This window comes from Kaistella chaponensis (genome assembly GCF_900156725.1).
In the GTDB taxonomy this organism is placed as follows: domain Bacteria; phylum Bacteroidota; class Bacteroidia; order Flavobacteriales; family Weeksellaceae; genus Kaistella; species Kaistella chaponensis.
On record NZ_FTOI01000017.1, the window covers coordinates 48278 to 61624 of the forward strand.

11 protein-coding genes are annotated in these 13347 nt (G+C 35.5%); 8 read left to right on the forward strand and 3 right to left on the reverse strand.

Annotated elements, in window-relative coordinates:
* Positions 1–164: 164 nt before the first annotated feature.
* Entirely contained in the window at positions 165–1463 is a 1299-nt protein-coding gene (locus tag BW932_RS13505; RefSeq protein WP_076388478.1) for a DEAD/DEAH box helicase, read from the reverse strand.
* A gap of 207 nt (positions 1464–1670) precedes the next feature.
* Here BW932_RS13505 and BW932_RS13510 point away from each other — a divergent pair, with 207 nt between their 5' ends.
* Positions 1671–2246, forward strand: coding sequence for a pentapeptide repeat-containing protein (locus BW932_RS13510; RefSeq protein WP_076388480.1), 576 nt, complete (start codon positions 1671–1673; stop codon positions 2244–2246).
* 139 nt (positions 2247–2385) lie between these two features.
* Here BW932_RS13510 and BW932_RS13515 read toward each other — a convergent pair whose 3' ends face one another.
* Positions 2386–2562, reverse strand: coding sequence for a histone H1 (locus tag BW932_RS13515; RefSeq protein WP_076388482.1), 177 nt, complete (start codon positions 2560–2562; stop codon positions 2386–2388).
* 207 nt (positions 2563–2769) lie between these two features.
* Here BW932_RS13515 and BW932_RS13520 point away from each other — a divergent pair, with 207 nt between their 5' ends.
* The 7 genes from BW932_RS13520 to BW932_RS13550 all read left to right on the forward strand — a co-directional run bounded on the left by BW932_RS13520 (position 2770) and on the right by BW932_RS13550 (position 12680).
* Positions 2770–3828: a Gfo/Idh/MocA family oxidoreductase gene (locus BW932_RS13520; RefSeq protein WP_076388484.1), complete on the forward strand. Its 1059-nt coding sequence runs from the start codon at positions 2770–2772 to the stop codon at positions 3826–3828.
* A 242-nt stretch (positions 3829–4070) separates the two neighbouring features.
* Positions 4071–5156: an endonuclease/exonuclease/phosphatase family protein gene (locus BW932_RS13525; protein ID WP_076388486.1), complete on the forward strand. Its 1086-nt coding sequence runs from the start codon at positions 4071–4073 to the stop codon at positions 5154–5156.
* 415 nt (positions 5157–5571) lie between these two features.
* A complete protein-coding gene (locus tag BW932_RS13530) occupies positions 5572–6720 on the forward strand; it encodes a vWA domain-containing protein (RefSeq protein WP_076388488.1) in 1149 nt (382 codons plus the stop codon).
* A 92-nt stretch (positions 6721–6812) separates the two neighbouring features.
* Entirely contained in the window at positions 6813–8267 is a 1455-nt protein-coding gene (locus BW932_RS13535) for a sigma 54-interacting transcriptional regulator (RefSeq protein ID WP_076388490.1), read from the forward strand.
* Positions 8268–8579: 312 nt separating this feature from the next.
* Positions 8580–10037 carry an FAD-dependent monooxygenase gene (locus tag BW932_RS13540; RefSeq protein WP_076388492.1) on the forward strand — a complete coding sequence of 486 codons (1458 nt, stop codon included), beginning with the start codon at positions 8580–8582 and terminating at the stop codon, positions 10035–10037.
* A gap of 200 nt (positions 10038–10237) precedes the next feature.
* Positions 10238–11392 (forward strand): Na+/H+ antiporter NhaA, encoded by a 1155-nt coding sequence (nhaA, locus tag BW932_RS13545; protein ID WP_076388494.1) that lies wholly within the window; start codon positions 10238–10240, stop codon positions 11390–11392.
* Entirely contained in the window at positions 11382–12680 is a 1299-nt protein-coding gene (locus BW932_RS13550; protein ID WP_076388496.1) for a DUF389 domain-containing protein, read from the forward strand. The genes nhaA and BW932_RS13550 overlap by 11 nt, the downstream gene beginning before the upstream one ends.
* Positions 12681–12918: 238 nt before the next feature.
* Here the strand turns inward: BW932_RS13550 and BW932_RS13555 are convergent.
* On the reverse strand, positions 12919–13347 hold a 429-nt coding region (locus BW932_RS13555; protein ID WP_143745571.1), incomplete at its 5' end, for a transposase.

Consider the following 13347-nt stretch of genomic DNA (forward strand, 5'->3'; position numbering starts at 1 on the left):
ACGCAGAAGTTCATTTTACCCTTTCAACACCTTAATATAAAAAAACGTAAGCAATTTCTGCCACAAAAACATGCAGAACATCTCGCTAAAAACAGCTGTGGAAATAAATAAAATGAAGCGATTACAATTGAAACCGCTTCATTTTTTATAGGGAATTTGAAAATCTATTTATTGTTCTCCGCCAAATAATTCGACAACACTTTATCTACCAATTCCTCTTTCGTCAAATGATGAAAAATGGTTTTTACCTGTTGTTTCACTTCTTCCGGAATCTCGCGATTGGGTTTTGTTTTGAAAACTTTTTTCGCCCAAACCAAAGTATTATTCCATTCAATAGCTTCTGCATTGGCTTTTTTGATGGGTTTAAAATGAATACCCAATTCTTTTTCAAAATCCGCAATTTCCTTCACTTCTTCCTGTTGAATAATCGTCATCGAAAGTCCTTTTGCTCCCGCTCTTCCTGTTCTACCACTGCGGTGAACGTAAGCTTCGTGCGTATCTGGTAAATGATAATTCACCACATAAGCCAATTCTTTTACATCGATTCCTCTTGCTACCAAATCAGTCGCAACGAGAATATCAATATAACCTTCCCGAAATTGCTCCATAATCCGATCCCGAATTCCTTGTGTTAAACTTCCGTGCAATGCACCCGAGGAAATTTTTCGAATCGCCAGATTTTTTGCCAGTTTATTGACGGCAGCTTTGGTTTTACAAAAAATAATTCCGCGACCACCTTCCTGGGAATTTAAAAAATGCAAAAGCACATCTAATTTTTCAATCGGATCTACGACAATATATTGATGATCAATGCTTTCATTTCCAATAACTTCCATGTCAGAATGAAGGGAAACTGCACTTTTCGACATATAATTATGTACGATATCTTTCAGTTCTCCCGGCATTGTCGCGCTGAACAAATACGTGCGGCGATTTTTCGGCAAAGATTTCAGAATTGGCATTAAATCTTCTTTCAATGCTTGAAACATTTCATCGGCTTCGTCTAAAACTAAATTTTTCAGAGATTTGATTTCCAGCGCCCCTTTCTCCATTAAATCTAAAAAACGACCCGGAGTTGCGACAACAATATGCGTCGGAGATTTTAATTCTTCGATTTGGGATTTCACAGAATTGCCGCCCGAAAGCAAAACAATAGAAACTTCTGGCAAATATTTCCCAAACTCTTTCAGATTATTATAAATCTGTTGACTCAATTCGCGCGTTGGTGATAAAATTAAAGTCTGAATATTTGAATTTTCAACATCGACCAATTGCAAAAGCGGCAAACCAAAAGCGGCAGTTTTACCCGTTCCTGTTTTCGCCAATGCGACCAAATCTTCCGTTTCATCGAGAATAATGGGAATTACTTGTTCCTGAATATCGGTCGCTACCGAAATTTCTAAATCGGTTAAAGCATTCTGAAGTTTTTTAATAATTCCTAAATCGGAGATCAGTCTGGACATTGTAAATTGTTTTTGCAAAGATAACCACAGTTTTCGTGAATCACCTGTTCAATGAATTTAAATAGAAATTTTTTAAACATTTTTATTGATGTACTTATTTTAAAACTTTTTTTAGAAAATAATCCCCTTCTATTTTTTAAATTTACAAAAAATCGCAACAGGAGATTTTAATTTTTTTCCAATTTAAAATAGAACTTCAATAAAAAAATGTCCGATATCAATATGCAAGATCAGATTTTCGATAAGATAGACTGTACTCAAAATCCTTTAGCAAAAGGGGAATACGAAAACTGCAACTTCAAAAATTGTAATTTTAGCGAAAACAATCTTTCCGATTTCAAATTTATAGATTGCGAATTTATTGCATGTAATTTAAGTTTAGCCCAACTTAATGGAACAGCTTTCCGCAATGTTTCCTTTAAAGATTGCAAAATGCTCGGACTTGAATTTGACCATTGCAATCCTTTTGGACTCGCATTTTCTTTTGAAAATTGTCAACTCAATCATTCTACATTTTTTCAACTTCACCTTCGAAAAACGGTTTTCAAAGAGTGTCAGTTACGGGAAATTGATTTTTCGGAAGCCGATTTAAGCAACGCAAACTTTTTCGATTGTGACTTATCTCAAGCAATATTTCAAAATACGAATCTGGAAAAAGCAGATTTTCTAAGTTCTTTTAATTATGGAATTGATCCAGAAAATAACCGTTTGAAAGGAGCGCGATTTTCTGCTGCAGGAATAAGTGGACTTTTAGAGAAATATCAAATTATAATTGAGCAGTAAAAAGCAGAAACTACAAAAAAATAAAGGCTATCATTAAAAAAAACGACAGCCTTTACAGTGAAAATATAAGGTTAGAATTATTAAAAATTCTTAAAACCTACAAAAAAAGTTTCCCTTTTGAGTAAAAAAGAATCAAAAATTATTTTTTAGATTCTTCGATCGAAACTTTTCTAAACTCTTTTAATAATTTTTCTAGTTCCAAAGTTGCTTTTCTTGCTCTTGCTCCTGCAGCTTTTACTCCTTTTTCTGCTAATGAAGTTGATTCAGTAGTGAATGTTTCAAATTCTGCGTTGATCTTTCCGATAAGGTCTTTCATAATAGTTTGTTATAAATTAGGTTTCAAAATTACAATTTTATACGGATATACAAAGGTTTGGCGAAATAATTATCAAAATAATTGAGCGTCGGAAAAGCATGAGGATTTCTCCCATTCATTTATTTCCCAATTTTTAAATGCATTTTTTAGAAAATCACCATCAGCAAATCATTAATTTTATAAATATATTTGTTGAAAATTTAAAGAATGCAACTGGTAAAAGTGGGACTTTGTGCCTTTGGAATGAGTGGAAAAGTTTTCCACGCGCCGTTTTTAAAAGAACATCCGGGATTTTTTATGTTGGCTGTTGTAGAAAGATCGAAAGATGAATCCCAATTAAAATATCCCGAAACCACCATTTACAGATCGGTTGAAGAAATGCTTGCAAACGCAGATATCGAATTAGTGGTTGTCAATACTCCGGTTCAAACCCATTTTGAATATGTGAAAAAAGCTTTGGAAGCCGGGAAAAATGTCATTGTCGAAAAACCTTTTACCGTCGATATTTCCGAAGCCGAAGAACTGGTAAAACTGGCAAAAGAAAAAAAACTTTTCCTCAGTGTTTATCAAAACCGCAGATTTGACCGCGATTATCATCAGGTTCAAAAAATTTTAGAAGAAGGAAAATTAGGAACTTTAAAGGAAGTTGAAATCCGTTTCGACCGTTTCCGAACCGAACCCAGCCAAAAAGAACACAAAGAAAATCCTGAACTTCCAGGTTCGGGTGCGCTTCATGATTTGGGTTCTCATTTGATCGATCAAGCAACGCAACTTTTTGGTTTCCCTGAAAAACTCTTCGCTGATGTTTTTTCGATGAAAGGACCAGAATTCGCAAATGATTATTTTGAAATTTTATGCTTTTATAAAAATGATTTTCGCGTTCGGTTGAAATCTTCCGTTTTCAGCAAAGAAGCACATTGCGCCTATATTTTGCACGGCGAAAAAGGGAGCTTTTTGCAGGAAAGAACCGATGCTCAGGAAAGCGAATTGGTTTCCGGCGCCGTTCCAACTTACCATGAAGACTGGACAAAACCTTTAACAAAACCCGATGGAATAATTAACTATTTAAAAGAAAATTCCGAGACCGAAAGAATTCTCACTTCCAGCGAACCCGGAAATTACATGGATTATTATCAGCAAATTTATGAGCATATCTTTTTCGGCGCCGAGTTACCTTCACCTGGAGCAGAAATTATTCAAAACATGGAAATCATTGAAGCCGCTTTGAAAAGTTCGACAGAGGGAAAGGTGATATTTTTTAAATAAAAAACATGAAGGATTCGTAGTAAACCCATTGATCATCAAGATGATGCACCGCAATTACCTAAAGGATATCCCAAAATTCTGATCTTAGCACTTTTCCTACCCACTTGGTTTTACGTGATGAACCGTAAAGTGAAAAATTTAGGAAAAAATTCCGCTTAATTTTTGGCAAGGAGTATTCTTTAAAATGATATCTTTAGTGCGAAAAAGTTGAATAATCCATCTACAATACCTATTTTTCATTTATGCTCTCTGTTTATTATATCTTATCGGCTTTCTGTATTGCAGGAAGCATTTTACCTTTGATTCCTCATCCACACTGGACTTTTCGAGTTTGGGAATTCGGGCGAATTCAAATTATGACCATTCAACTCGCGGTTCTTCTTTTAGGATTCATTTTTATTGAAGAAAAAAGCTTGGTTTTTTGGAGCATTTCGGGTATCAATTTGGTGCTTATTATCAATCATGCCATCATTTTAGCTCCTTATACCGTGATCTACCGCAGAAATCCTTCAAACAAAATCGATAAAGATTCTGCTTCTATTTCTGTTGTATCTGTTAATGTTTATCAATTTAATAATGAGTATGAAAAATTGATAACCTTAATTAATGAGGTGCAACCTGATATTTTATTGACCTTGGAAACTAACCAAGCTTGGGAAAACGCCTTAACCAAGATTGAATCCGACTATCCTAATTTTAAAAAAGTACCCTTAGAAAACACGTATGGAATTCATTTTTATACAAAATTAAAAGTAAAATCCATTAAAGTGAATTATCACATTGCAGACGATTTACCCAGTATACAAGCCGCTTTGTTTACAAAAGAGGGAATTCCGTTTACATTTTTCGGCGTTCATCCACCTCCACCAAGTCCTACTGAAGAAGATAACGCAAAAGAAAGAGATGGCGAATTATTGGCAGTGGGGAAAAAAATTAAGGAAACAAAAGGTTCTGTGATCGTTGCGGGCGATTTTAATAACGTAGCTTGGGCACGATCATCCCTCCTTTTTAGAAAAACTTCTGAATTAATTGATCCCAGGATCGGACGTGGATTTGTTTCCACTTTTCACGCAAAATATAGATTGCTTCGGTTCCCAATTGATCTTTTTTTTCATTCTCCAGATATTTTTGTAGAAGATTTTAAAACTTTAAGACCTATTGGAAGTGACCATTTACCTTTGTTCTGTAGTTTTTTCATCAATAAGGAAGAAGAAATTCAAGAAGAGGAAACAGAATCTTTAAAGGAAGAAGAAAAAAAGGAAGTAGATAAAATCATCCAAGATGGCATTAATGAAGAAGGGAATCAGGATGCAATTGCCACCGAGTAGTCTTCAACTCTAAAAACAACCAATTCACAAATTAGTTCTAATTGTTGATGTTGACCTAAAAAAAGAGGCGGTAAAATAGACTTTACCTATGATTGAATTTGTGCAATAAATTTGGTCATAAAAAGCCGTTTGGGTACCTTTCAGCAAAGAATTGACGCAAAAAAAACGCCCTGAAATGAATGAAAAGAATGTTTAAAAACTTCTTTTTTTGAATTCAGTTTTATAGAACCTCATCAATTTTAGTGGTATGATTTTCCATGGAATGGTCGGAGGTAAAACTCGCGCACCGATAATTTTGTAGGAATATTAATTAAGTTCAATGACTACAAATTTTCGCAGGAAAATTAGTTTAGGATTTTAAAAAAAGCTCTAATTTTTGAGCGAAACAATTCATTAAAAAACAGAAATCGTACGGATGAACAGAAAAGAAAGACAGACCAATTTCAACAAAGGTTTTACCTTCACCAAACATACTCCCGAAGAAATTTCCCATTTCGACCGGGTTTTTGATGTTTTTAAAGATCTTTTGACCCACACTTCCGGAGACATCGAAGAAGCCTTCGAATGGCTGGAAATGCTCGATAAAGAATACAACATTTTTACCGATGAATACTCGCTTCAGGATTTTGAAGACGATCTAAAAAAACGCGGGTACATCAAAGAAGAAATCGACGAAAAAGACGGAAATACCGGAACAGGAAAAGGCAAAAATATTTTAACGGCAAAACTGGAAGCAGCTTTGCGCGAATTTGCCTTAGATCAGATTTTTGGAAAACTCAAAAAAAGCGGAATCGGAAATCACAACACGAAAAAAGTGGGTGTTGGTGATGAAAGAGACGGCGAAAACCGCGCTTTTCAATACGGTGATGATTTGTCTACGATGAACATGACCGAAAGTTTAAAAAATGCGCAAATCAACAACGGAATATCGGATCTGCGTTTGACAGAAGACGACCTCATCGTAGAAGAAACCAAGCACAAAGCGCAAATGAGCACGGTTTTGATGATTGATATTTCGCACTCCATGATTCTTTACGGAGAAGATCGAATCACCCCTGCAAAAAAAGTGGCGATGGCTTTAGTGGAATTAATCAACCGAAAATATCCCAAAGATTCCATCGATATTATCGTTTTTGGAAATGAAGCTTGGCCCATAAAAGTAAAAGATTTACCCTATTTAAAAGTTGGTCCTTATCACACGAATACCGTTGCAGGATTGGAATTAGCCATGGATATTCTTCGCAGAAAAAGAAATACCAACAAACAGATTTTCATGATCACAGACGGAAAACCAAGCTGTATTCAACTTCCAACCGGAGAGTTTTATATGAACAGCAATGGTTTAGATGAAATGATTGTGGGGCAATGTCTGAACAAAGCTGCTCAAGCCAGAAAACTAAAAATTCCAATAACAACATTTATGATTGCTCAAGATCCTTACTTAAGAAAATTCGTGGAAGCATTTACAGCTCAGAATAAAGGAAAAGCGTTCTTAACAGGACTTTCCGGCTTAGGCGAAATGATCTTCGAAGATTACGAGAAAAATAGAATAAAAAGAATTTAGGAGTGTACAAAGTATAATGTATAATGTATAATGCATCAGGTAATTTTTACATTGTACATAGTACATAGTACAAAAAATAAAAAATAAAAAATATGAAAAACGATATTACATTTAAAGAATTAAAAGATTCCGGTTACCTTCATAAAACCATAAACCAGGAAATTCAGCAGAATTTAATTGCGAAAATTAAAGCCAAAGAACCCGTGTTCGAAGGACTTTGGGGTTATGAAGACACCGTAGTTCCGCAATTGAAAAAAGCAATTTTGGCAGGACATCACATTAATTTATTAGGACTTCGTGGACAAGCAAAAACCAAGATCGCAAGAAGCATGGTGAATCTTTTGGATGAATTGATGCCGATTGTAAAAGGTTCCGAAATTAACGACAGTCCTTTCGAACCCATTTCAAAATACGCCCGAGATTTAATCGCAGAAAACGGCGACGAAACCATAATTTCTTGGGTGCATCGTTCCGATCGGTTCTTCGAAAAACTTGCAACTCCAGATGTGAATGTGGCCGATTTAATTGGAGATATTGATCCTATAAAAGCCGCGACTTTAAAACTCCCCTATTCCGATGAACGCGTTCTGCATTACGGAATGATTCCCCGCGCAAACCGCTGTATTTTTGTCTTGAATGAATTGCCCGATTTACAGGCGAGAATTCAGGTTTCCTTGTTTAATATTTTGCAAGAAGGCGATATTCAAATCCGCGGATTTCAGTTGAGAATGCCTTTGGATATTCAGTTTGTCTTCACCGCGAATCCCGAAGATTACACCAATCGTGGAAGTATTGTGACGCCTTTGAAAGACAGAATTGGATCCCAGATTTTTACACATTATCCAAAAACCATCGCTCTTGCAAGACAAATCACCGAACAGGAAGCCTTGATTTCAGACGAAGACAAAGCCCAAATTCAGATTCCAAGTTTAGCAAAAGATTTATTAGAAGAAGTTGCTTTCGCAGCACGCGACAGCGAATATGTAGATGCAAAAAGTGGCGTAAGTGCTCGATTAACAATCAGCGCCATGGAAAATTTAATCGCAGCGGCAAAACTGCGTTTGATCGAATCTGATTCAGATAAAACCACGGTTCGTTTGTTGGATTTCATGTCGATTATTCCCTCGATTACCGGGAAAATTGAATTGGTTTATGAAGGGGAACAAGAAGGTGCAGATCATGTGGCGAAAATCCTCATCGACAACGCAGTGATGACTCAGTTTGAAATGATTTTCCCACGAATTCCGAAACTCGAAAAAGACGGCATCAAAACGCCATATACCGACATTACTGCGTGGTTCAATAAAAATTCTTTAGAACTCAATTACGATGATTCCGACCAAGAATTCTACACCAAACTCAACCGTGTAAAACCACTTTCGGACATGATCGAGGAATATACCGCTGAACTCAATCCAGAAGATCAAAACTTTTGCAAAGAACTCGTTTTATGGGCTTTAACGATCAACAATAAATTAGACAAGTCAGAAAACGAAAAGGCATTTACTTTCGATTCTACCGGTATTGGAAAATATTACAGCAATTAAAATTGAAGTGAAAACCACCTTCTAAACCCACAAAAGTCTCATTTAAACTCGATTTTAAATGAGACTTTTTGCAACAATAAATCAATTTATTTGGGCGCCATTCCCGATCCCGAAAGCTTTCGGGATTATCGGGACCGCCCTCCACTCCCACTTTTTTTATGGGCAACTTCGGCTGTGCTCAGTTGCCCATAAAAAAGAGTTCCGTTCAGGTCGGGGCGCAGATTTTTGTGTAAAATAAGGGTTCGTCTTATTTAAGACCAATTATTTTTTAACCAAATAATTCTCATTCCGTATATTTGACGGCATAAGAAAATGGAAAAAGAAAAATTCAATTTTACGGCTTGTCCGGAATGTAAAGGTAGCGGCAAACAAAAACGCAGAATCAAAAAAAAAATCCAGCTTCACTATCAAGCTCAATTAGCAGCTTTCGAAGCATCTAATTTCGAGGGAACGGCACCGATTCGTCCGGAGGGAACTTTTATGATTTGCCCGGATTGTTCAGGTTCCGGCATCATTCCTGCCGAAAACTTTCCAGTTCCCGATGAAAATTTTCCGCACGTTGCGATCATTGGAGCCGGAATTGGAGGCATCGCTTTAGCGATTGGCTGTTTGCATCGTGGCATTCCTTTTACCATTTTTGAAAAAGACGGCAGTTTTAATGAGCGTTCACAAGGTTATGGTTTAACCTTACAACAAGCCAGAAAAACCTTAGAAAATTTCGGAATTTTTCATTTAGAAAACGGCATTATCTCCAATCATCACGTGGTTCATGCGCCGGATGGAAAAATTGTGGGACAATGGGGAATGCGAAAATGGCTGGGAAAAGTTGATAAATTCACCACCCAAAACAATATTCAAAAAAGCAATATCCATATTGCCCGCCAAAATCTGCGTCTGCAATTGCTGCAACAATTGGGCGGAGAAAATAAAGTACAGTGGAATCATCAATTCACCGGGTACGAAAAAGATTCTGACGGCAAATTGCAGCTTCATTTTTTAGAAAATAAAGTGAGTAAAATGTATCCTGCAAATCTTTTGATTGGTGCAGATGGAATCCGAAGTGCTGTTCGAAAAGCGATCATTCCCGAGGAAAAATCTCCTTTGCGGTATTTGGGTTGCATGGTGATTCTGGGGATTTGTGAATTGTCCAAACTTCAACATTTAGAAAATTCTTTGCTGGATTCTGCCACGGTTTTTCAAACAGCCAACGGGAAAGAAAGAATTTATATGATGCCTTTTGACCAAAATTCGATCATGTGGCAACTCAGTTTTCCGATCGAAGAAGCAGCGGCAAATAAACTAAGTTCCGACGGAAAATCAGCCATTAAAAATGAAGCCATTAAAAGGACTCCTTTTCACACTCCAATTCCGGAAATTTTGGAACTGACTGATGAACATAAAATTACAGGATACCCCGTTTATGATCGCGAGTTGCTCACTTCTGAACTGCTGAAAAACGCAGATTCAATCACCTTATTGGGTGATGCAGCGCATCCGATGAGTCCATTTAAAGGACAGGGTGCAAATCAGGCTTTGCTCGATGCCTTATTTTTGGCTCGCGAAATTTATAAAAACTGCAAACCACTTTCGAATTGGCGGGAAAAGGGAATTCGGGAAAGTGTTTTACAGGATTTTGAACAAGAAATGCTGGAACGCACCGCGACCAAAGTAAAAGATTCCGCCGCCGCCGCAGAATTTCTCCATTCTGAAATTGCTTTATTTGAAGGCGATGAACCTAGAGGGAGAGTTTTGAAGAGAGGGGAATTGTGATGATTTGCTGAGTTGTGAAAGTTGCGTATTATGGATATTTAAAATCGTACATTTTAAATAGTTTTAAAGTCGAATTTCGCCAAAACTCTTTTGGATAAAGGAAAAAATGTTTTAGGTTATTTACTAAACTTGCGTATATTTGAGATTTACCTGCAACCCTATGACAGAACGCATAAACAATCAACCGAGAGACAAAATAAATGAAAGCAACTAAAATATTTACAGATTTTTTTAACAGCGAAAAAGCAGGTGGTCTTGTTTTAATTGCTTGCACAATTTTATCATTGACACTTGCTAACTCAAATTTTGGAGCAAGTTATCACGACTTTTTCCAAAGTCAACTTGCAGGACACAGTTTTGAGCATTGGATTAATGATGGATTAATGACTATTTTCTTTTTGCTCATTGGATTGGAATTAGAAAGAGAAATTTATCAAGGCGAACTTTCAAATATCAAAGACGCTTTATTACCAATTTTTGGAGCATTGGGTGGAATGCTGATTCCAGCAGGAATATTTTTGTTATTCAATTATGGAACTGCAACGCAATCAGGTGCAGGTATTCCAATGGCGACAGATATTGCTTTTGCTTTGGGAATTTTATCTCTGTTAGGCAATCGAGTACCAACTTCTCTAAAAATATTTTTGACAGCATTAGCAGTTATTGACGATTTAGGAGCAATAATCATTATTGCCATTTTCTACACCAAAACTTTACTTTGGACAAACCTATTTATCGCATTAGGAATTTGGCTTTTGTTATTTATCATCGGAAAACTAAATGTGAGAAATTTAATTCCCTACTTAATAGGCGGAGTTGCAATGTGGTATTTTATGCTTCATTCAGGCGTTCACGCCACTATTACGGGTGTTTTGTTGGCATTTGCCATTCCATTTGGTAATGGAGGCGAAAAATCAACTTCGTATATTTTGCAACATTTTCTACACAAACCAGTTGCTTTTATAATTTTACCAATATTTGCGTTAGCCAATACAGCAATAGTTTTTAGTGGCGACATTTCACAAACATTGACAGAAAATAACAGCTTAGGAATAGCACTTGGTCTAATAGTTGGCAAACCTTTGGGTATTTTTCTTTTCGCACTTTTAGCAGTCACTTTTGGACTTTGCAAACTACCATCAGATTTAAATTGGAAGTCAATTTTTGGTGTAGGACTTTTGGCAGGAATAGGTTTTACAATGTCTATTTTTGTAACCTTACTTGCTTTTGACAACGAAACAATAATAAATAACTCAAAATTAATAATCTTAATTTCTTCATTAATAGCAGGACTTTTAGGTTTTTTTGTTTTGAACGGGATTTTAAACAAAACATATATAGACGATGAGCAATAAAGTTTTTGATTTTATTAATCTTCATAATGGTGAAGAGGAGCAAAAAAAAGTTTTAGAAAATATAAAATCCAATATTTCTTTTCGTGGTTCTAACTTATGGATTTTGGCTTGTGCAATCGTAATTGCATCAGTTGGTTTAAATGTAAATTCAACAGCAGTCATCATTGGTGCAATGCTTATTTCTCCATTAATGAGTCCAATAGTTGGAGCAGGATTTGCCTTGGCAATTTATGATTTCGAATTACTAAAAAAATCAGGAAAAAACCTTTTAATAGCAACTATTGTAAGTTTAGTAGTCGCTTCAATTTATTTTTTCATAAGTCCTTTTAAAGAAACTCAATCAGAATTATTAGCAAGAACATCTCCAAATATTTATGATGTTCTTATCGCTTTTTTTGGAGGTTTAGTAGGTGTAATTGCTCTAACAAGAGTAGAAAAAGGGAATCCAATTCCAGGCGTGGCTATCGCCACGGCTTTAATGCCTCCTCTTTGTACAGCAGGTTATGGTTTGGCAATAGGGAATTTTTCATATTTTTTTGGTGCTTTTTATTTATATTCAATTAATTGCTTTTTTATATGTATATCTACTTTTTTGATTGTTAAATATCTAAAATATGAACCTGTTAGAAGTTTGAATCCTAAATTTGAAAAACAAATTAGGTACGGCATCACTTCTTTAATTTTAATTATGATAATTCCAAGTTTTTATTTAGCATATAATCTACTCAATGAAAAAAAGTACGCTCAAAAAGTTGAACAGTTTATCTCAAATGAGTTTACAAATAATGGCTACACAATTATTTATAAAAACACAAAATTTAATTCAAATCCTAAAAAAATTGAAGTCGCATTTTTGACCAAAAAATTTAATGCTGAAGAAATAAAAGTGTTAAATCAAAAGTTAGTTCAATACGATATTAGCAATACAAAATTAGAAATCAAACAAGACGTAAAAGATTTAAAAAGTGAAATATTAGACGAATTAAATAATCAAAACAAAAATTTATCTGAAAAAGATATTTTAATAAATAATCTTCAAAATGAACTTGGAGAATATAAATTTGATAATTCTGACATTCAGAAAGAATTAAAAATATTATTTCCAGAACTTAAAAATGTATCGTTTGGTAGACATTCAATAAATCAAAATACTGATAGTGCAAAAGTTCTAACAGTTGTTCTTTATCAAATTGACAATAAAAAGGAAAATGTAGATACAGAAAAAATCAGAAATTGGTTAAACCAAAAATTGAAAACAACAAATGTGAAATTAATTAAGCAAGAATAAGGGCAGCAGGTAACAGCAGTTTGGCAAAATGGCGGGTTCAGTGCTAATTTAAACATTCAGTTTTCAAATAAACATTAGTGCTAAAATGAAAGTAAGTGCTTCTAAAACCGCCACTTCGCCAAGCCGCAAAACGTCAGGCTGTGAAAAAACTCACATCCTCCCTCTTTAAGCCATATTTTTACAGCGCTGCAAGGTAAAACAAGCCTTTTAAGGACGCCTTATTTTTAAGCAACCAATACTACTTTTCAAAAACAAAGACTGATTTCAGCTTAAAATGCTTCGTTATTTGCAAAAACAAGACGTTCCTTTTGTATGGTGACTTCCAGTTCTTGATTTTGGCAATTAAATCAGGAACTCCCAGAATATTTATTGCACGTTTGATGTTGTAAACCAGCATAATTAAGCTGTGTTCACCATTTACCTTCTCTAAACCCCTTAAATTCGTGTGATTGTAACCCCATTGCCTTTTGATGGTTCCGAAGATATGCTCGTTGATCTCCTGCCGCTTTCGGTATAATTGCGCATTGGATTGGTAGCGCTGATTGTTTTCTGCAACGGCATCGGCATACTGACTTCTATCAATTTCCCGGCCTCCTGTTCTACTCGTACAAAGTGATTTTACAGGACATTCTTTACAAGCTGGGGTTCTGTATTTTTTGAAGTCGTA

Coding starts and splice junctions, on each gene's coding strand:
- BW932_RS13520 (WP_076388484.1), top strand. CDS start 2,770: ATGCAACTGGTAAAAGTGGGACTTTGTGCCTTTGGAATGAGTGGAAAA.
- BW932_RS13540 (WP_076388492.1), top strand. CDS start 8,580: ATGGAAAAAGAAAAATTCAATTTTACGGCTTGTCCGGAATGTAAAGGT.
- BW932_RS13515 (WP_076388482.1), bottom strand. CDS start 2,562: ATGAAAGACCTTATCGGAAAGATCAACGCAGAATTTGAAACATTCACT.
- BW932_RS13530 (WP_076388488.1), top strand. CDS start 5,572: ATGAACAGAAAAGAAAGACAGACCAATTTCAACAAAGGTTTTACCTTC.
- BW932_RS13535 (WP_076388490.1), top strand. CDS start 6,813: ATGAAAAACGATATTACATTTAAAGAATTAAAAGATTCCGGTTACCTT.
- BW932_RS13525 (WP_076388486.1), top strand. CDS start 4,071: ATGCTCTCTGTTTATTATATCTTATCGGCTTTCTGTATTGCAGGAAGC.
- nhaA (WP_076388494.1), top strand. CDS start 10,238: ATGAAAGCAACTAAAATATTTACAGATTTTTTTAACAGCGAAAAAGCA.
- BW932_RS13505 (WP_076388478.1), bottom strand. CDS start 1,463: ATGTCCAGACTGATCTCCGATTTAGGAATTATTAAAAAACTTCAGAAT.
- BW932_RS13550 (WP_076388496.1), top strand. CDS start 11,382: ATGAGCAATAAAGTTTTTGATTTTATTAATCTTCATAATGGTGAAGAG.
- BW932_RS13510 (WP_076388480.1), top strand. CDS start 1,671: ATGTCCGATATCAATATGCAAGATCAGATTTTCGATAAGATAGACTGT.